This window comes from Chryseobacterium nepalense (genome assembly GCF_023195755.1).
GTDB lineage: Bacteria > Bacteroidota > Bacteroidia > Flavobacteriales > Weeksellaceae > Chryseobacterium > Chryseobacterium nepalense.
Map to the genome: position 1 here is coordinate 704,585 of NZ_CP096203.1, position 18,197 is coordinate 722,781.

General features: G+C 37.3%; 20 protein-coding genes. 12 read left to right on the top strand and 8 right to left on the bottom strand.

What is annotated here, in order from left to right:
• Window positions 1-50: 50 nt before the first annotated feature.
• The 6 genes from M0D58_RS02910 to M0D58_RS02935 all read left to right on the top strand — a co-directional run bounded on the left by M0D58_RS02910 (window position 51) and on the right by M0D58_RS02935 (window position 5,504).
• Complete coding sequence (locus tag M0D58_RS02910; RefSeq protein ID WP_248393514.1) at window positions 51-674, top strand: hypothetical protein; 624 nt, start codon at window positions 51-53, stop codon at window positions 672-674.
• Window positions 667-1,776 (top strand): aminotransferase class I/II-fold pyridoxal phosphate-dependent enzyme, encoded by a 1,110-nt coding sequence (locus tag M0D58_RS02915; protein WP_248393515.1) that lies wholly within the window; start codon window positions 667-669, stop codon window positions 1,774-1,776. Before M0D58_RS02910 ends, M0D58_RS02915 begins: the two co-directional genes overlap by 8 nt.
• A 7-nt stretch (window positions 1,777-1,783) precedes the next feature.
• Window positions 1,784-2,437 (top strand): dethiobiotin synthase, encoded by a 654-nt coding sequence (gene bioD, locus M0D58_RS02920; RefSeq protein WP_248395008.1) that lies wholly within the window; start codon window positions 1,784-1,786, stop codon window positions 2,435-2,437.
• Window positions 2,434-3,432 (top strand): biotin synthase BioB, encoded by a 999-nt coding sequence (gene bioB, locus M0D58_RS02925; RefSeq protein ID WP_248393516.1) that lies wholly within the window; start codon window positions 2,434-2,436, stop codon window positions 3,430-3,432. The genes bioD and bioB overlap by 4 nt, the downstream gene beginning before the upstream one ends.
• A 31-nt stretch (window positions 3,433-3,463) precedes the next feature.
• A complete protein-coding gene (gene bioA / locus M0D58_RS02930) occupies window positions 3,464-4,729 on the top strand; it encodes an adenosylmethionine--8-amino-7-oxononanoate transaminase (protein ID WP_248393517.1) in 1,266 nt (421 codons plus the stop codon).
• 67 nt (window positions 4,730-4,796) lie between these two features.
• A complete protein-coding gene (locus tag M0D58_RS02935) occupies window positions 4,797-5,504 on the top strand; it encodes a DUF421 domain-containing protein (protein ID WP_248393518.1) in 708 nt (235 codons plus the stop codon).
• Window positions 5,505-5,644: 140 nt separating this feature from the next.
• On the opposite strand, the gene M0D58_RS02940 is transcribed toward M0D58_RS02935, so the two are convergent.
• The 4 genes from M0D58_RS02940 to M0D58_RS02955 all read right to left on the bottom strand — a co-directional run bounded on the left by M0D58_RS02940 (window position 5,645) and on the right by M0D58_RS02955 (window position 8,264).
• Entirely contained in the window at window positions 5,645-5,794 is a 150-nt protein-coding gene (locus tag M0D58_RS02940; RefSeq protein ID WP_248393519.1) for a hypothetical protein, read from the bottom strand.
• Between the two features lie 270 nt (window positions 5,795-6,064).
• Window positions 6,065-6,871, bottom strand: a complete 807-nt coding sequence (locus M0D58_RS02945) for a ferritin-like domain-containing protein (RefSeq protein WP_248393520.1) — start codon at window positions 6,869-6,871, stop codon at window positions 6,065-6,067.
• A gap of 24 nt (window positions 6,872-6,895) precedes the next feature.
• On the bottom strand, window positions 6,896-7,606 hold the full coding sequence (locus M0D58_RS02950; protein WP_248393521.1) for a ferritin-like domain-containing protein: 711 nt from the start codon (window positions 7,604-7,606) through the stop codon (window positions 6,896-6,898).
• An 88-nt stretch (window positions 7,607-7,694) separates the two neighbouring features.
• Window positions 7,695-8,264, bottom strand: coding sequence for a fasciclin domain-containing protein (locus M0D58_RS02955; RefSeq protein WP_248393522.1), 570 nt, complete (start codon window positions 8,262-8,264; stop codon window positions 7,695-7,697).
• A 277-nt stretch (window positions 8,265-8,541) separates the two neighbouring features.
• Here M0D58_RS02955 and M0D58_RS02960 point away from each other — a divergent pair, with 277 nt between their 5' ends.
• From M0D58_RS02960 to M0D58_RS02970, 3 genes are all read left to right on the top strand, one after another.
• Window positions 8,542-9,111 (top strand): RNA polymerase sigma factor, encoded by a 570-nt coding sequence (locus tag M0D58_RS02960; protein WP_248393523.1) that lies wholly within the window; start codon window positions 8,542-8,544, stop codon window positions 9,109-9,111.
• A gap of 1 nt (window position 9,112) precedes the next feature.
• Window positions 9,113-9,922 (top strand): anti-sigma factor, encoded by an 810-nt coding sequence (locus M0D58_RS02965; protein ID WP_248393524.1) that lies wholly within the window; start codon window positions 9,113-9,115, stop codon window positions 9,920-9,922.
• Between the two features lie 130 nt (window positions 9,923-10,052).
• Window positions 10,053-10,997 carry an aldo/keto reductase gene (locus tag M0D58_RS02970; protein ID WP_248393525.1) on the top strand — a complete coding sequence of 315 codons (945 nt, stop codon included), beginning with the start codon at window positions 10,053-10,055 and terminating at the stop codon, window positions 10,995-10,997.
• A gap of 67 nt (window positions 10,998-11,064) precedes the next feature.
• Here M0D58_RS02970 and M0D58_RS02975 read toward each other — a convergent pair whose 3' ends face one another.
• Together M0D58_RS02975 and M0D58_RS02980 are read right to left on the bottom strand one after the other, a co-directional pair.
• Window positions 11,065-12,909 (bottom strand): chloride channel protein, encoded by a 1,845-nt coding sequence (locus tag M0D58_RS02975; RefSeq protein WP_248393526.1) that lies wholly within the window; start codon window positions 12,907-12,909, stop codon window positions 11,065-11,067.
• A gap of 72 nt (window positions 12,910-12,981) precedes the next feature.
• The gene (locus M0D58_RS02980) at window positions 12,982-14,253 is read right to left on the bottom strand and encodes an NAD(P)/FAD-dependent oxidoreductase (protein ID WP_248393527.1); all 1,272 of its coding nucleotides are present in this window, start codon (window positions 14,251-14,253) and stop codon (window positions 12,982-12,984) included.
• 407 nt (window positions 14,254-14,660) lie between these two features.
• Here M0D58_RS02980 and M0D58_RS02985 point away from each other — a divergent pair, with 407 nt between their 5' ends.
• Together M0D58_RS02985 and M0D58_RS02990 are read left to right on the top strand one after the other, a co-directional pair.
• Entirely contained in the window at window positions 14,661-15,650 is a 990-nt protein-coding gene (locus M0D58_RS02985; RefSeq protein WP_248393528.1) for an aldo/keto reductase, read from the top strand.
• A 159-nt stretch (window positions 15,651-15,809) separates the two neighbouring features.
• Window positions 15,810-16,376 (top strand): OmpH/Skp family outer membrane protein, encoded by a 567-nt coding sequence (locus M0D58_RS02990; RefSeq protein ID WP_248393529.1) that lies wholly within the window; start codon window positions 15,810-15,812, stop codon window positions 16,374-16,376.
• An 89-nt stretch (window positions 16,377-16,465) separates the two neighbouring features.
• Here the strand turns inward: M0D58_RS02990 and M0D58_RS02995 are convergent, their stop codons facing one another.
• The gene (locus M0D58_RS02995; protein WP_248393530.1) at window positions 16,466-16,636 is read right to left on the bottom strand and encodes a lmo0937 family membrane protein; all 171 of its coding nucleotides are present in this window, start codon (window positions 16,634-16,636) and stop codon (window positions 16,466-16,468) included.
• Window positions 16,637-16,759: 123 nt separating this feature from the next.
• On the bottom strand, window positions 16,760-17,557 hold the full coding sequence (locus M0D58_RS03000; RefSeq protein ID WP_248393531.1) for a Cof-type HAD-IIB family hydrolase: 798 nt from the start codon (window positions 17,555-17,557) through the stop codon (window positions 16,760-16,762).
• Window positions 17,558-17,689: 132 nt separating this feature from the next.
• Here M0D58_RS03000 and M0D58_RS03005 point away from each other — a divergent pair, with 132 nt between their 5' ends.
• Window positions 17,690-18,148: a PA2169 family four-helix-bundle protein gene (locus tag M0D58_RS03005; RefSeq protein WP_248393532.1), complete on the top strand. Its 459-nt coding sequence runs from the start codon at window positions 17,690-17,692 to the stop codon at window positions 18,146-18,148.
• The last annotated feature ends 49 nt before the right edge of the window (window positions 18,149-18,197 follow it).

Below are 18,197 nucleotides of genomic sequence, written 5' to 3' on the forward strand. Positions count from 1 at the left end.
GTACCATATAACCATCCGGCAATATACTACTTTTGAAGCAAAACAATAAAATGACGCTTTATAATCTTCTTGAAAGAATTGTTAATAATGATGAATACCATGCTAAATGGCTCAACACCTTATCGTATATGGAAAATGCGGGAGCCAGAAAAATTTCTGCCAGCGAACATCCTTCTGAAGTAAATCTTATTCAGCTGAAACATGCCGCAGAAGAACACCGCCATGCGTATTATCTTAAAAAACAGATTACTAAAATTACTTCATCATTTTGTGAAAATTACAAAAAAGAATATTTACTTGCATCTGCTTCTACCAGGCAATACCTTAACAATCTTGACGTAAAAACTTGTAAATATTTACAGAATGAATTTTCATTGACTAAGGAACAGTTGAAGTATGCCGCCTATCTTTTTGTAACGTATGCAATTGAAGTTCGTGCTGATGAACTATATCCGGTTTACCAGGAAATCCTTACGAAATACAGCTCAAAGATTATGGTTAAATCCATCATTCTTGAAGAAGAAGGCCATCTGGAAGAAATGATCAGTCAGCTGGAACATTTTTGCGAGCAGTGGAAAATTCATGCAGAACATATTTTAACAATAGAAAATGATCTATACCAACAGTGGATCAACAGCATTTCACAGGAAGTTTTGAAAACAGAACATGTTTAATCACTTTTTACCGTTAGAGGAAGCTTTAGAAAAAAGAAAACAAACAGGAATCTTAAGAACGTTACGATCCAGAAATGAGGGTGTGGATTTTTATTCCAATGATTATCTGGGATTTGCAAAAAATAAAAATTTCCGGAATCTACTTTTAAAAACGGTTCAGAAAAACCCTGATTTGCTAAAAGGTAGTACTGGTTCAAGACTGATCAGCGGGAATACTGATGTTGTTACGGAAACGGAAGAATTTATTGCTAAAGAACATCAATATGAGGCTGCGCTTTTGTTTTCTTCGGGATACAATGCCAATCTTGCTTTGTTTGCTTCACTTCCAACCCGCCATGACACCATTATTGTGGATGAAAAAATTCACCGTTCAGTACATGATGGCTGCAAAATGTCAAATGCTAAAAAAATAAAATTCAGGCATAACGACTGCGGACATCTGGAAGGTATACTGAAAAGGCAGAACGGCACGGTTTATATTGCTGTTGAAAGTTTGTATTCGATGGACGGAGATTTTTGCCCCCTTCAGGAGATTGCAGAACTTGCAGAGAAATATCAGGCAGGACTTATTGTGGATGAAGCTCATGCTTTCGGAGTTTTCGGATATGGCCTTGTTCACCGTTTAAGTATTCAGGAAAAAGTCCTTGCTACCGTAGTGACGTATGGAAAAGCATTGGGAACACACGGAGCCGCAGTATTAACGAACGACATAATAAAATCATACCTTATCAATTTTGCCTCGCCATTTATTTACACGACGGCTGCTCATGATTTTTTATGGATAAGCATTTCTAAAGGATATGAATTTTTAAATGAAAATAAAGCAGCATCCGTTCAGCTGCAAAAAAACATCAGCACTTTCCGGAAATGGAATGTGAAGAGTCCTTCCGATGAAAACAGTCCGATCCAGTCCGTTATAATACCTGATAACAATCAATTAAAACTATTATCACAAACTTTATCCGATAACGGGTTTTTAACCTATCCCATTTTCAGTCCCACTGTAAAAGAAGGTGCTGAAAGACTTAGAATTTGCCTCCATAGCTTTAATACAGAAGAAGAAATCGTAAAGCTTACAGAACTTATTAATGAATTTACCTGAAGAAATTATGGATCATAAAACAGTACTTCCAAAAAACGAAAATTCAGAACAAGAATTATTATTCATCACCGGAATCGGCACGGAAGTAGGAAAGACCGTCTGTTCTGCAATTGTAACAAAATATTTTAATGCAGAATATTGGAAACTTGTACAATCCGGTGATCTTGATTTTTCCGACAGTATAAAAGTAAAAGAGCTGACAGGAAAAAATACCGTTTGCCATCCCGAAACATACCGTCTGAAGTTGGCGGCTTCACCTCATCAATCGGCAAGGGAAGAGGGAATTACCATTGATCTGAACAATTTTACACTTCCTGAAACAAGCAATAATTTAATCGTCGAAGGAGCAGGCGGTCTCATGGTTCCATTAAATGACGAACATTTTATCATTGATCTGATTCAAAAGCTGAATATTCCCACTGTGCTGGTAGTGAAAAATTATCTGGGGTGCATTAATCACACTTTACTATCGATCATGGCTTTAGAACAAAGAAAGATTAAACTAAAATATATTATTCTAAACGGAAATTTCCCCGTAGATACCGAAAAGATTATTCTTAAAAATATTCAGCCGGAAACAGCCATCATCAAAATTCCTCATTTAGAAGAAATAACAATTGAAAATATAGAAACTGCTGCAAAACAATTAGAAATATTATGAAAGAACACACAATTTTAAGAAATGACTGGACCAGGGAAGAAATAGAACAAATTTATAATCTCCCGCTTCTTGAGCTTATCTACAAAGCCGCTACTGTACATCGCGAATGGCATAATCCTGAAGAAGTTCAGATGTCTACTTTACTTTCCATAAAAACCGGCGGATGCCCTGAAGACTGTTCTTATTGCGGACAGGCTGCAAGGTATCATACCAATATTAAAATACAGGCCTTATTACCGACAGAAACTGTTATTGAACACGCCAAAAAGGCAAAAGAAGGAGGCTCTTCAAGGTTCTGTATGGCGGCGGCATGGAGAGAGGTACGCAACAATCGTGATTTTGACCGTGTTATTGACATGGTGAAAGGTGTTAATGAACTCGGAATGGAAGTCTGCTGTACTTTGGGAATGCTTACAGAAGAACAGGCGGTCCGCCTTCAGGAAGCAGGTCTGTATGCTTACAATCACAATCTGGACACGTCAGAACAATATTATGAAGAAATTATCTCAACCAGAACTTTTGACAACAGAATTAATACAATCAATAATGTGAGAAAGGCTGGTATTACGGTATGTTCAGGTGGAATTATCGGACTGGGAGAAACACATGGCGACAGGATTTCCATGCTTTTAACCTTAGCAACAATGCCAAAACATCCGGAATCAGTTCCCATCAACGCACTGGCAAGAGTGAAGGGAACTCCTCTTGAAAATAACGAAAAAACCGATACCTGGGAAATGATAAGGATGATTGCCACAGCAAGAATTATCATGCCTTCTTCTATGGTTCGCCTTAGTGCGGGAAGAATTGAAATGACGGATTTTGAACAGGGTTGGTGCTTTATGGCAGGAGCGAATTCCATTTTTACCGGAGAAAGAGAAACTCTTTTGGTAACCCCGAATCCGGGAGTTTCAGAAGATCTGCAGCTTTTGAAAACATTAGGATTAAAACCCATGGCAAAAGAAAAAAACAATGTGTTAGAAAGTGAAATATAAATGGTCAATTTGTTAATTTTAAATATTATTTATGAATTTATCTGAACGCGATAATGCCGTCAACTGGCATCCTTATACACAGATGAAGACAGCCAATGATATCATTCCGATTGTAAAAGGAGAGGGAATTTATCTTTTTGATGAAAAGGGAAATAAATATATCGATGCGGTTTCTTCGTGGTGGGTTACCCTTCACGGGCATGCACATCCATATATTGCACAAAGAGTTTCGGAACAGCTGAATACTTTGGAACAGGTTATTTTTGCTGGTTTCACCCATGAACCTGCCATACAGCTTTCAGAAAATTTGCTGGAACTTCTCCCTGAAAACCAAAAGAAAGTTTTTTATTCCGATAACGGTTCTACGGCGGTTGAAGTAGCTTTAAAAATGTGTATTCAATATGCTCATAATCAAAATCATAAAAAAACAAAGCTTCTGGCTCTGAATAATGCTTACCATGGAGACACTTTCGGAGCGATGTCAGTCAGCGGAAGAAGTGCCTGGACAAAGCCTTTCGGTGAAATGCTTTTTGAAGTTGTTTTTATAGATGCTCCGACCTCGCAAAACCTCGACAGTTTAAAAGCGTTCATCAAAAATATTTCAGATGAAATTGCCTGTTTCATTTACGAACCACTTGTCCAGGGTGCTGCAGGAATGTTAATGCATAAAGCAGAAGATCTTTCGGAATTAATGAAATTCTGCAGAGAACAGAAAATTCTGATGATTCAGGATGAGGTATTCACCGGTTTCGGAAGAACAGGAAAATTATTTGCTGCAAACCATCTTTCTGAACAGCCTGATATTATGTGCTTTTCCAAAGGTCTGACAGGCGGTACGATGCCAATGGGTATCACCACCTGTTCACAGGAGATTTTTGATGCTTTTTTATCAGAAGATCAATACAAAACATTGTTTCACGGACATTCTTTTACTGCCAATCCGCTAGCCTGTACAGCGGCTATTGCCAGCATGGAACTTCTATTGAAACCAGAAACATTGCAGCGTATTGCTGTTATTACTGAAAAACATTCCGGGTTTGTAAAAACATTGGAACAACACCCAAAGGTTGAGAAAGTACGGCAGACAGGAACAATCCTGGCATGGGAAATCATCAGCAGCCAGCAGACTTCCTATTTTAACAATATGGGTAAAATATTGTATAAAGAATTTCTGAAAAGGGGAATTATCCTGCGTCCTTTGGGAAATGTAATGTATCTGGTTCCGCCATATTGTATTACTGCTGAAGAATTGGAGCTTATTTATCATCAAATCACTGAAGTTTTGGATCAATTTTAAAATCAGACAAGAAAATCAGATACAGACTTGGCGCATTATTTGAATTTTCAGAGCAAATCAATTCATTATGCAATCCATATTTCTATTACAATTCGACTGGAAAGAACTATTTCTGGGAACAGAGGAATGGTCTTTTCTTCTTGAGATTGCTCTCAGGACGATCATTATGTTTATAACAATAATTATCGGACTTAGAGTGCTCGGGAAGAGGGGAGTCAAGCAGCTTTCCCTTTTTGAACTGGTAGTGATTATCGGTCTGGGTTCTGCGGCTGGAGACCCTATGTTTTACAGAGAAGTAGGTATTGTGTCTTCAATTCTCGTATTTGTGCTGATTATTTTAATGTACACAATGGTAACTTATCTTATCGGGAAGAGCAAAAAGTTTGAGACTTTACTGGAAGGAAGATCAATATGCCTTATAGAAAATGGTGAATTTTCCATTAATAATTTTAAAAAAGAAAATTTAGGAAGCGACGAGTTTTTTGCAGAACTCAGATTAAAAGGCATTTCACAGCTTGGTCAGATTGATCAGGCTATTGAAGAAGTTTCAGGGGAAATCAGTGTTTTCTATTTTGAAGATGAAAAAGTGAAATATGGACTCTCCATTATGCCGGATTCGCTAAAAGATGCTGTAAAATACATTAAAGAAGAAGGATATTATTCATGTATCTTTTGTGGATATACAGAAGAAAAACATATAGGAAGCGCCGGAAATTGCCCAAAATGTAAAAAGGACAAATGGGTGCCGGCCAGTAACAGAAAACGTATTACATAGAAAAAGGCTCCTAACGGAGCCTAAAAAAACACAAATGATGAAAAAAAATTATTTCGATTCACAAATATAGTAAAATTTTACCTAAGTCAAAACTTAATTCAACTTATTTTAAAAAAATTCCGTATCAGAATATTGCTTATTTATCCTGCATTAAGCCTTTGTGAAGTAGTACAAAAACCAAGTGCAAGCAGTGCCAAAACACTCACAGCAAAAATTTTTGCTGCTTTTTTTATTCCCTCTCCGTTATTTATATTGTTATTCGGAATACAAGGATTTGCCAATGTTTTCATAGATTAAAGTTACAAAATAAATATATCCTATTTACAAAGAATCGGTGATATTAATTCATTTATGATCCCCGTCATAAAATAGCTATTTGTGACTTATTATTTTTGAATCTGAAATATACTTCATATTTCAAGTTTTAAAAGGCAAACAAACTTCTCTCTACAGAGGAGTTTTTTCTTGATTAATTTTCTCATATATCCTGTAAAGATTTCACATGAAAATCCCCCTCCCGAAAAGAAAAGGGGACCACACCTAATAGTAAGAAATTTGCTTTAAACAATAAACAAAGATGCAATTGTCTGAGCATCACTTCCGGTTAATATTTCATCGTAAGCCGCAGAACCTGCCGCCGCTCCAAAAGCCGTTGCCGTATTGTATCCGGCCTGGGTTGTATTCTGTTCTCCATCATACACCGGATTTGTTGCTGCAGGCATATTTCCGCCGTCAGCTAATTCTATCCAGCCTTTATTTGCTCTCATTCTTCTTACCTGTGATGCATGTCTTGCTTCTACGGAGTGGATTTGTAAAGCTGCCTGCAAAACCGTTTTGTTACTCATCACATTTCCTGCCTGTCCTTTATAAGCACGGACTCCGGTATCTTCAAAAGCCTGGGCTAATATTAAAAACTGACTGTAATCGGTAAAAGGAGCAAAAGCACCACCTGCCGTAAAATCAAATGTAGGCTTTGCACCCGGCGTAACTCCTAGCGAAGTTAAGGTGTTTTTAAGAAAAGTTACATGCGCAGACTCATGTTTGGAAATTTGCATAAAAACGGGTCTGTCCGCATTGGAAATTAAGCCTGCAGTAGAAAGCCCGATTGCATAATATTCATTTTCAAGATATTCCAGTACCAAAGCCAGCTGCAGTGCATCTGTTAAAGTATTTTTATAAGTGTTTCCTCCTGTAAAGCCAGCCGCTTTTGCAGGGGTAGTCATAAGCGTTCCCAATCCCAGCGGAACAGCGGCAACCGCAGCCTTTTTCCCGAATGCCGAAATGCTTGTAAGAGTTTCTAATCTTGACGCTTCTTTGCTGAAAAATTTATCGTCAGAAAGTTTATCCAGTAATTTAAGAATGTTCATAATGTAATTTTTTGAAGTGAATAATTAACCGATTCCCTGTTCTTTCCATGTGAAAGGCGTTTTTATAAATCCTCCCGCTGCCATAACGATATCTTTAGGCTCTTTTGCAAGATCAAGGCCGTTGCTATCGATGATGTCATCACCGGAAAATGCTGCCGTTCCGGGATTGATAAGATTTCTGATCGCTGAAGCATGTCTTGCTTCTACTGATACAATTTTCCCGGCAATCACCAGATAATCTGCATTTGTGATATATTTTCCGGCACCGTTATAGGCAGCAACACCCGTATCTTCCAATGCTTTTGCAGTAGCCAGTACAGAGTTTCTGTCATTAAAATTTACGTTCGGGTACTGGAATTCCAGGGTTGGTAAAACGTTGGAGGTAGCTCCACTGATTGCCGCTTTAAAAAAATCACGGTGTATCACTTCATGATGATAGAGGTCAGTAAATAATTCTTTCTCTGCATTTGAAATTCCGGAATAAAAGTTATTCACCACTTTTGTATAAAAGTCCGCTTCAAGTTGCTCAAGAGCATACGCATAGTTCAGAACACCCACATCGCCTTTTCCAAGGTCAAAAACATCTGTCTGCATAAAGTCGTAACCCTCGTTGTCTTCACAACCGATCAGTGTGAGTCCGGCCATTGCCAGACCTATGCCGCTCAGCTTTAAAAAATTTCTTCTGCCTGTATCAAGGGTCGCTCCCTGATTAGATACATTAATCGTTTTTTTCATAATATTATAGGTTTAAGTGTTATCGGTTTGTTTAAATAAGAGAATAAAAAAACAGCATAACAAATATGCTGTTTGACAACTAACACCACTACGGCATCAAAACCGTATCTATTACGTGAATCACTCCGTTTGATTGATTAACATCAGCTATCGTAACTTTTGCATCGTTTCCTTTAGCATCTCTTACATACAGGTCTTTCCCTTTAACCCAGAAAGTAAGCTCTTCGCCTTCTACTGTTTTCATCATGCTTTTACCGTTTCCTGCTTTTACAGCGGCCCAGATTTCTTTAGCATTGTATTTGCCTGGTAAAACGTGATAGGTAAGAATTTTTGTAAGCATTGCCTTATTTTCCGGCTTTACAAGATTTTCAACTGTTCCTTTCGGTAGTTTTGCGAAAGCTGCATCAGTAGGAGCCAATACAGTGAAAGGACCTTCTCCTTGTAGCGTCTCCACAAGACCTGCTGCTTTTACGGCTGCCACCAATGTCTTATGGTCTTTAGAGTTTACCGCATTCTCAATAATATTTTTAGAAGGGTACATAGCTGCTCCGCCAACCATTACGGTTTTTTCTTTCATACTCTGTGCTGCAACGTTACCACTGAATGCGAATGATAAAACCATCATTCCGAAAACTGCGATTTTTGATTTAGTGTTCATTTTTTTTGATTTTTAAGTTAATATGTATTTGAAAATATCTTTATCTAAAACCATTTACGAGACTGGTTTTAATTTAGATTTAAAAAATGTAAAATAATTTATAAGTTTCTATCAATCAATATATTATTTTTTGAAATTAATCATATACCTTAATATTATTATCAACTTTCAAATAGTATCTGATTATATTTAAACATTATTAAACAAATGATTAATTTTATTATACATTTAAAAGATGGTGTGAGTATTGCTTATTATCTGTTTTATTTTATTACATTTGAAAACAAAAATATTCGCTATTAAAACACAGTATTCGGAAGAACAGCTGATCATGTCGCTAAAAGACAGAAACGAAAATGGTTTTCATTATTTGTATGACCATTATTCCGGCGCACTGTATGGTGTCATCCTCCGAATCGTACAGTCAAAAGACTATACCGAAGAAATCATTCAGGATGTTTTTGTAAAAATCTGGAATTCTATCCATCAGTACGACTCATCAAAAGGAAGATTTTATACCTGGATGATCAATATTGCCAGGAACACTGCTATTGATTATTTAAAATCAAAAAGCTTTCAGAACGAACTCAAAAACCAACCCTTGCCGGATTTCGTATATAATTCTGCGGAACTTTCCACTACAAACAATTCATCGGATTTTATCGGATTTAATAATGTATTGGATAAGTTGGAAACCGACAAAAAGGAACTCATCGATCTGGCATATTATCAGGGATACACCCAGAACGAAATATCCGAAAAACTGAAAATCCCCCTGGGAACAGTAAAAACAAAAATGAGGAACGCCCTGATGAAATTAAAGGATTTGTTAAAAGATTATCAATAAATTGAACACTAAAGAATACATATCATCCGGAATTATAGAATCTTATATTCTAGGTCTTGCTTCTCCTGAGGAAGCAGGTATTTTGGAGTGTGTGATGAAAAATAATGCTGAAGTGAAAGCGGCTTTCCAAGAAGCGCAGAAGACATTGGAAGATCTTGGCACAGCACAGGCTGTAACACCTCCCAATGATCTCCGTACCAAGATCTGGAACAAAATTCAGCAGGAACAGAGTACCGAAGAGCCATTACCTGTAGTCTCTGCAGATATTCCTGCAGCCAAACCTCAGGAAGAAATAAGGATCCAGGGAAATAATAACTGGAAAGTGTACGCTGTTGCGGCTTCCGTTTTATTCCTGGTAAGTGTTGCGGGTAATATTTTCTGGATGAACGATCAGGCGGCAACCAAACAGGAAATCGCCAGAATGACCACTGAAAAGAAAAGTCAGCAACTGGCTATGCAGAAAATGAATCAGAAAATGGAAATGATTTCCAATCCTGACATGAAGATGGTCATGCTGAAAGGAGTGGAGAAACATACGGATTCCAAAGCAATGGTTTTCTGGGATACGAAAACAAAAGCTGTTTATCTTAACGCCGACAAACTCCCGAAAGCTCCGGAAGGAATGCAGTATCAGCTCTGGGCGATTGAAGACGGAAAACCCGTAAATGCAGGAATGTACACCGAAGAAAAAGACAGCAAAACTGCACTCGCCAACATCCCGAAAGCACAGGCTTTTGCCATTACGCTCGAGAAGCAGGGTGGAAGTGCGGTGCCAACTATGGAAAACATGTATGTAATGGGCGAAATTTAAAAAAATATTTCAACAAAAAAATATAGAAAGATCAGCAATTGGCTGGTCTTTTTTTTGATTTAAACGTGAAATTCAACAGCTTTTTGGTATGAAATTCTCTGTTAAAAGCAGTAACCAATCATTAACTAATATGGAAAAACGGACAATTAAAAATACAGATTTACAGATCGCTCCCATAAATTTCGGGGGAAATGTTTTTGGATGGACTCTGGATGAAAAACAGTCTTTTGATATTCTGGACAAATTTACAGGTGAAGGTTTTAACTTCATAGACACAGCGGATACTTATTCCTGGTGGGTAAATGGGAAAGGAGGACAATCTGAGGAAATCATCGGAAAGTGGATGAAAAGCCGAGGAAAAAGAAATGATCTAGTGATTGCCACAAAAGTAGGGTCAGAAACAAAAGAACACGGATTTGATATTAGCAAAAAGCATATTTTGAAATCCGTTGATGAATCCTTACAACGATTGCAAACCGATCATATTGATTTATATTATACCCATTTTGATGATAAAATCACGCCCGTAGAAGAAACACTTCAGGCTTATGATGAAATTATAAAAGCTGGAAAAGTACGGTATATCGCTGCTTCCAACATTTCACCTGAGAGACTAAGAGCCTCCTTTGAAGCTTCGAAGAAGAATAACCTTCCGAAATATGTTGCCCTACAGCCGCATTACAATTTAATGGAAAGAGAAGGTTTTGAAAAAAATTATGCTCCTTTAGCTGAAGAATTCGGATTGAGTGTATTTCCTTACTGGTCGCTGGCTTCAGGATTTTTAACGGGAAAATACCGGAGTGAAGATGATCTGTCTAAAAGCCAGAGAGGAGAAGGAGCCAGAAAATATCTGAATAATAAAGGTATGGAAGTCTTGAAAGCATTGGATGAAATCAGTGCAAAACACAATACAAAACCAGCAACGGTAGCACTATCCTGGCTGCTTGCCCAACCTCTGATTACCGCTCCGATTGTAAGTGCAACCAGCGAATCTCAATTGGAAACATTATTTGCTGCCCCAAAACTTCAACTGGAAAATGATGATCTTGAGCTATTAAATAAAGCAAGTCAGTAGCATTAACTTATAGAAAAGCCGTTCAGAAATAATTTTGAACGGCTTTAATTGTTTAAATTAATTTTATTTATTCCGAATATTCTTTTAACAGCTGTCTGTAGCTCATTAAAATTGTGGATTTTGAAATAAAGCCGATAAACTTATTCTGAGAGTCAACAACCGGCAAATTCCAGACACCGGCATCATCAAAAGTCTGAAGAATCTCCAGTGGCTGATTTTCAGGATGAATGACAGCAGGAGGAGCTTTCATGATCTGACTGAGTGATACTGAAATGCTATCATTCGCAAAAAGATAAGGACGAATATCATCCAGTGTAAGGATTCCGCGAAGTGTCTGATCATCATTGATGACAGCGAAAATATTCTTACTGCTGTTTTTTACCCTTTCAAACAATTCCGTAATCGGTGCATTTTCTTTCACCGTCTCAGAATAGCGGTCAATAAAATCCTCTGTTTTTAATGAAAATAAAATATTTTTATCATGTTTGTTGGTAAAAATTTTCCCCTGATCCGCCAGGGATTTCAGTTCCGGTGAAATTGGCGAAAACCATTTTGCTATCAGATATGAAATGATGGAAGCAATCATCAGCGGGATAAAAAGATCATATCCGAAGCTGGATTCCGCAATCAAAAAAATGGCTGTAAGGGGAGCATACATCACGCCGGCCATTGCTCCGGCCATTCCCACCAAAACCAGATTTGTCACCGGCACGTCCGGAAGTCCGATCTGCTGGCAGATTAATGCAAATAAATAGCCTACAGTGCCACCGGCAAAAAGCGATGGAGCGAAATTCCCTCCGTTTCCGCCGCTGAAAATCGTAAATGAAGTTGCAAATGCTTTTAACAATAATACGAGAATTAAAAATACAATAATGGTAAAATTACCAATATCAAAATATCTGAAAAGGCTGTTTTCTATAATCCTGTGCATATCTCCGTTGGTAAAAGCTTTTACTGTTTCATAACCTTCTCCGAATAAAGGAGGAAAAAGCACACATAGCAGCGAAAGAACCGCCCCGCCAAACATCGCCTTACGAAGTCTCGACATGTTTAACTTCTTAATAAAATGCTCGACCTTTTGGGAGATGATCACAAAATATCTTGCGTATAAACCGGTTATAATTCCTAAAATCAGGTAGTAAGGAACATTTTTATAATTAAATGCTTCGCGTGTATAAAACCTGAACAGAACATCTTCCTGCAATAAAATTCTTGATAACAAACTGCCGCAAACCGCAGCCACTACAAGCGGAATGAAATCCGTAAAGACAACTCCTGTCAGCAGAATCTCAAATGCAAACATAATTCCTGCAATCGGAGCATTAAAAGCAGAAGCAATTCCGGCAGTGGCACCTGCTGCCAATAGAAGGGTCCGTTCTTTATAACTGAGCCGGTAGGTCTGTGCAAAGTTTGATCCGATGGCTGCACCGGTAACCGCAATAGGGCTCTCCAGTCCGGCAGAACCTCCCAAACCGACTGTCACAGCACTTTGCACGATCTGCGAATACATTTTCACGGAAGAAACAATACTTGAATTCTGTGCAATTTCATAGAGAATTGCACCAATTCCTTTTCTGTCCTGACCTTTAAAGATTGTCAAAACAATACTTGTCGTTAAAACAATTCCCAGAAAAGGAAATATAATATAAAAAAGAATCTGGTACTCAAAATGAACTTTTGTAGTGATAAAATGGTGGATCGCATGAACCAGCGATTTCAGCAAAACACCGGCAAGACCTGCGGTACAGCCAACCAAAATTCCGGATAGCACCAGAAACTGGTTCCTGCTTAATCTGTTATTGAGCCAATGAAGAATGAGTTCGTAGCTGCGCGCTTTTTCAAGCCCGTATTTTTGAAAGTCTCTTTTGAACTTTAAAAAGCTCAGAAACTTTTTCTTCTGATGAATATTCACTTTTGAGATTTTATACTGTAAAAGAATATTTACAGTTCTGTAAATTTATGAAATATATCATGAATATTAAAATTATGACCTTCCTGTGGTGTCTCTTTTCGGCCTTAAAATTAAACGGATTGAAGGATTATTGGTAATGAAAAGCCGCATCCAGTTGAATGCCAGACGTACTTTGCTGCTGAAGCTTACCAATGGAATAATGTGGATAAATAACCACGTAAGCCACGCTATAAAACCTTTAAATGAAAATTTAGGCAAATCAACTACCGCATCAAATTTTGAAATAATAGCCATGCTTCCTTTATCATTATAGGCAAAAGGTATTAAAACTTTTTCATCTTCAATTCTTTTAAAATTCTTTCCTAAATTTTTAGCATGCTGAATAGCGACCTGCGCCAGCTGAGGATGCCCTTTCGGATATTTTTCCTCCGTAAGCTGCAACGCTATGTCGCCTAAAGCAAAAATATTGGCTGTGCCGTTCACTTTATTATAAGCATCTACCAGCAGTCTTCTTCCTTTTCCGATACTTTCTTCAGGAATACCGGGAACCTCTCTTCCAACCACCCCGGAAGTCCAGATCAGTGTTTCGGTCTCAATAACCTGTCCGTCCCCGAGAATTACTTTGCAATCTTTATAATCTTTAACCGCTGTATTAAGGATAATTTTTACACCCAGCTTTTTAAGTCTTTCATATGCGGCTTCCTGAGCCATTTTGCTCATCGGTGAAAGAAGAGTAGGTAAAGCATCAATCAGAAAAATATTGGAAAGTCCCAGCTTTATTTCCGGATATTCTTTTTCTGCAATATATGTTCCCATTTCCGCGATCATTCCGGCAAGCTCCACACCGGTTGGGCCGCCACCTGCAATCACTATGTTCTGAAGTTTCTGTGCCTCCTTTACATTTTTATTTCTTGCGGCTTCTTCGAGAGTAAGGAGCATGTGATTTCTCAGATATAATGCTTCATCAATGGTTTTCATAGGTAAGGCACATCGTTTTACATTTTCCATTCCGAAGAAATTGGATTCTGTTCCCAAAGCCAAAACAAGATAATCATATTTTAAAGTACCGCTGTCGGTTTCAAGAATATTATGTTCAGGATCCACTTTTACGAGACTTCCCATATGGAAATTCACATTTTTATAATTTGAAATTAATTTTCTGAAAGGATAACTTATATTGGAAGCTTCGATGAATGAAGTTGCCACCTGATAGATCAATGGCGGAAAGAAATGATAATTGTTTTTATCAACCAATGTAATTCTGAAACGGCTGTCATTCACCAACGATTTAATAAGGTTGACTCCTGCGAATCCTCCTCCGACGATAACGATATGTTTTTTCATAAATATATATATTGAAATGGTGCCTGAAACAATCCAATAATAAAGCCAAAAAATTAGTCTGTGGTATCCATTTACGCAGGATTATTGTATACTATTAATGAATATTTTAACCTTAATTTTAAACAATCTTCAAAAACTTACATATATTTCTGATTTTCAAATGCTTAAAAAAGTTTTTATTTAAAATATCCTGCTGATCTTTACGATTTATCCGGTTAACTTCTGAAAATTATCTGGATAAATCTTCCAAATCATCTGGATCATTTTTCCGGTTTATGCGGATAAATTTTTAAAGTGCTGAAATACGAGCAAATTATCATTCAAAAATATCAGAAAAACAATGTTTAAAAAAGCAAGTGCACGATGTTTGTATCTCTTAGTTCACCAATCATTAAATAGTATCATATATGAAATCAGACATTTTAACGGAAAAACACAGGTTAGGCTTAGGTGGTGTGGCAATAGGAACTGCCTTTGAACCCCTTACGGACGGGCAGTCTTATGAAGTACTGCAAAAAGCATGGGATCTTGGAATACGCTATTACGATACATCACCCTGGTACGGGCTTACAAAAAGTGAAAGGCGATTCGGGAATTATCTCCACGGTCAGAACAGGGAAGAATTTGTTCTATCTACCAAAGTAGGAAGATTATTCGTAGAAGTTCCTGAAGATGAAGTTCCTCCAACAATGTGGCAGGATCCTCTGAATTATGATTTTGAGCATAATTATACTGCAGATGCCATCAAAAGGTCTATCGAAGAAAGCCTGGAGCGATTGCGCCTTGATTATATTGATATTGTCTACGTTCATGACCTTTCCGAAGATCAGGTAGGTGACCGATATCCCTATTTTTTGAAACAGGCAAGGGAAGGAGCGTTTAAAGTATTATCCGAACTGAGGTCTCAGGGTGTGATTAAAGCCTGGGGAATGGGTGTTAACAAAATAGAACCTATTCTGGACTGCCTTGATTCTGCGGATCCGGATATTTGCCTTTCTGCAACACAGTATTCTATTCTTGAACATGAAGATGCGGTAGATAGGCTATTGCCGGCAGTTAAAAAGGCAGGTGTAAGGCTTGTTTCCGGAGCGGGCTACAACTCAGGGTTTATGACCGGAAGACCGAGATATAATTACAAGGATGTTATTCCCAAAGGAATGACCGAAAAACGGGACCGGATTTCAACAATCGCCAAAAGGTACAATATCGATATTGTAGATGCAGCCCTTCATTTTGTTTTGGCCGCTGACGAATTTGCCTCAATTATTCCGGGAGCAAGCAAACCCGAGCAGGTAGAAGATAATGTGAGTGCACTTCAAAAAAATATCCCATCAGATTTTTGGCAGGAACTGCGGTCGGAGGGATTGATTTATGAAAAAGCACAAGTTCCCGGTTGATAAAATATAAAGTCTCCTACAAGGAGGCTTTTTTATTGAAAATATCACGAAATAATATTTTAGCCTAATGAAAAATTTAAAACTTTTTTATTATCACTAATCAAATAGTTATATTTAATTATATTTGCTGTTCATTTGAAAATAATTTAAATATATATAATGAAAAAGTTAATAATAGCATTTTCCTTAGCTTCAGGACTTTTCCTGACCTCCAATTTTGTGCAGGCTCAACAGAAAATCGGGCATGTAAATTCCGATGATATCTTTGATAATTTGTCTGAAACAAAAACAGCAGAAGCTTCACTCGATACTTTTACAAAAACAAAGCAAACTGAAATAGAAAAGCTGATCAGTACCTATGAAAGTAAACTCAAAGCAGGCCAGGAAAAAGAAAAAACAATGACAGAAGCGAATAAAGCCGTATTAATTAAAGAACTTTCTGCCACACAAACCGAGCTTGAAGCTTTAGGAAAAAATATAGAAGATGCAAGAGTGAAAGCAGCACAGGATATTTCAAAAAAACAGACTGAACTGTTCACACCTATTCAAAAGAAAGTTGCCACCATGATTGCTACCGTAGCAAAAGAAAAAGGTCTTGCTTATGTATTTGATATTGCAGCTTCACAGGGCAACAGCAATATTGCGTATATGGATGGCGGTGAAGATATCACACCTGTTGTGAAGTCTAAATTAGGTGCAGCCCCTGCAAAGCCTGCGGGCAAATAATACAATCCGATTATCATAATTAAAAAAGCTGGAAATTAAGAAGTTATACCTTCCCATTTCCAGCTTTTTATTTTTCGTTTTTTGTAAATCTAATCGAGGGGTCTTCTTCCTGATATAAGATTATAAAGAATTACAATAATTGCAATAACGAGCAATATGTGAACTAAATAACCCGTATCCATTCCAGGTACGACACCCAACATTCCTAAAAGCCACACAACTATACAGATAACTGCGACTAACCATAATATACTTCTCATAACTAAATATTTTAAGTGATTCGGTTAACTATATACACATATTGTGCCTTTTTATAAAGAATATGTTAAAAATATATACCACAAAATTAAAAAGTTGTATAAATACTTATAAAATATTTTAGGTCAGAGGACTCCAAAATGAATCAGGGCATATTCAATTCCATGATTGTCAACATCTTCAGTTATATAATCTGCTATTTCCTTGACATCATCATTGGCATTTCCCATGGCAACGCCAATTTGCGTGAATTTCAGCATCGCGATATCATTTCCGCCATCCCCAAAAGACATGGTTTCGCTGATAGCGATACCAAAATAATCGCAAAAATGTTTGATTCCGGTACTTTTTGTGGTTCCGCCATGATTTACATCCGCAAACAAAGGACTCCATCTCGATGCTGAAGAATTAGGCATTACCTTTTCCATAAACGTATTTTCATCCTCTTTTTCAAGGAAAATGTTGGCCTGAAGCACATGATCAGTATCAATATTTTCTTTATCATGTACAGGCGGGACGGGAAGATTAACATGGCCATACATTCCTATAACTTCCGGTGTGGCATCATTGATTTCCACTTTATCTTCATACATCAATGAATAACTTAAAGGAAAATCTTCTGCATACTGAACAAGATTCTTTATATCAGAAGAATCTATAAATGTTTTATACATTACTTTTCCTTCCGTAGTGATGCAGTAGCTTCCGTTGAAGGTAATAAATCCATCAAAAGTAATATGCCTGATGTGATCTAATGAGTTAATGGAACGCCCGGTAGCAACAATTACTTTTATTCCTTTTTCGCGAAGGCTTTGTATGGCTTTATGGGTAGATTCCGGGATTGTATTGGTTTTAAAACTGATCAATGTACCATCAATATCAAGAAATACGGCTTTTATATTTGGTTTTTCTAATGAACTCATATTGAATTTTGTGAGATATTTATACAAAATACGTACAATTCTTTTGATTTTAGTTTAAATTAAAATAAGCTTTGTAATTTTTACAGTAGGTACAATTCTTGTACACCTCCTGATACACCAAATTACAGTATTATGAACAATAAAGAAGAAGCATCAGTATTAAATGATCTGTTGCACATTACCAATGACAGAATTGAGGGTTTTGCAAAAGTGGAAGGGAAAGTATGGGAAAATTATCCCGATGTAAAACCGGAATATGCCAAGTTACATTCACTTTCCAAAGTAATGAAAAACGAACTGATTGATCTTATTCATGAAGATGGGGAAGAGGCAGACGATTCATCTTCAGTGGCAGGAGCCCTGCACCGTACGTGGATTGATATTAAAAATTCTTTTACTTTAGGAAATAAAGAAGAATCTACCATTGAAAATGTGATATTCGGGGAAAAAGCAGCGATTGAAGCGTACCAGAATGCCATCGACAGCGGGAAATTGACCCAGAACAGCCTGGATATTGTTTCGGAACATTTAAAACATATCAAAGATTCTTACCACCAGTTCAGCAAAATGAGTGAATATAAAAATAAATAAGTACACGATTATTCAACTAAAACAGGACACTTCTTATTGAAATGTCCTG

What these genes read in the sequence shown, in the direction of transcription:
- M0D58_RS02910 (WP_248393514.1), top strand. Translation starts at nt 51, where the DNA reads ATGACGCTTTATAATCTTCTTGAAAGAATTGTTAATAATGATGAATAC.
- M0D58_RS02915 (WP_248393515.1), top strand. Translation starts at nt 667, where the DNA reads ATGTTTAATCACTTTTTACCGTTAGAGGAAGCTTTAGAAAAAAGAAAA.
- bioD (WP_248395008.1), top strand. Translation starts at nt 1,784, where the DNA reads ATGGATCATAAAACAGTACTTCCAAAAAACGAAAATTCAGAACAAGAA.
- bioB (WP_248393516.1), top strand. Translation starts at nt 2,434, where the DNA reads ATGAAAGAACACACAATTTTAAGAAATGACTGGACCAGGGAAGAAATA.
- bioA (WP_248393517.1), top strand. Translation starts at nt 3,464, where the DNA reads ATGAATTTATCTGAACGCGATAATGCCGTCAACTGGCATCCTTATACA.
- M0D58_RS02935 (WP_248393518.1), top strand. Translation starts at nt 4,797, where the DNA reads ATGCAATCCATATTTCTATTACAATTCGACTGGAAAGAACTATTTCTG.
- M0D58_RS02940 (WP_248393519.1), bottom strand. Translation starts at nt 5,794, where the DNA reads ATGAAAACATTGGCAAATCCTTGTATTCCGAATAACAATATAAATAAC.
- M0D58_RS02945 (WP_248393520.1), bottom strand. Translation starts at nt 6,871, where the DNA reads ATGAACATTCTTAAATTACTGGATAAACTTTCTGACGATAAATTTTTC.
- M0D58_RS02950 (WP_248393521.1), bottom strand. Translation starts at nt 7,606, where the DNA reads ATGAAAAAAACGATTAATGTATCTAATCAGGGAGCGACCCTTGATACA.
- M0D58_RS02955 (WP_248393522.1), bottom strand. Translation starts at nt 8,264, where the DNA reads ATGAACACTAAATCAAAAATCGCAGTTTTCGGAATGATGGTTTTATCA.
- M0D58_RS02970 (WP_248393525.1), top strand. Translation starts at nt 10,053, where the DNA reads ATGGAAAAACGGACAATTAAAAATACAGATTTACAGATCGCTCCCATA.
- M0D58_RS02980 (WP_248393527.1), bottom strand. Translation starts at nt 14,253, where the DNA reads ATGAAAAAACATATCGTTATCGTCGGAGGAGGATTCGCAGGAGTCAAC.
- M0D58_RS02985 (WP_248393528.1), top strand. Translation starts at nt 14,661, where the DNA reads ATGAAATCAGACATTTTAACGGAAAAACACAGGTTAGGCTTAGGTGGT.
- M0D58_RS02990 (WP_248393529.1), top strand. Translation starts at nt 15,810, where the DNA reads ATGAAAAAGTTAATAATAGCATTTTCCTTAGCTTCAGGACTTTTCCTG.
- M0D58_RS02995 (WP_248393530.1), bottom strand. Translation starts at nt 16,636, where the DNA reads ATGAGAAGTATATTATGGTTAGTCGCAGTTATCTGTATAGTTGTGTGG.
- M0D58_RS03000 (WP_248393531.1), bottom strand. Translation starts at nt 17,557, where the DNA reads ATGAGTTCATTAGAAAAACCAAATATAAAAGCCGTATTTCTTGATATT.
- M0D58_RS03005 (WP_248393532.1), top strand. Translation starts at nt 17,690, where the DNA reads ATGAACAATAAAGAAGAAGCATCAGTATTAAATGATCTGTTGCACATT.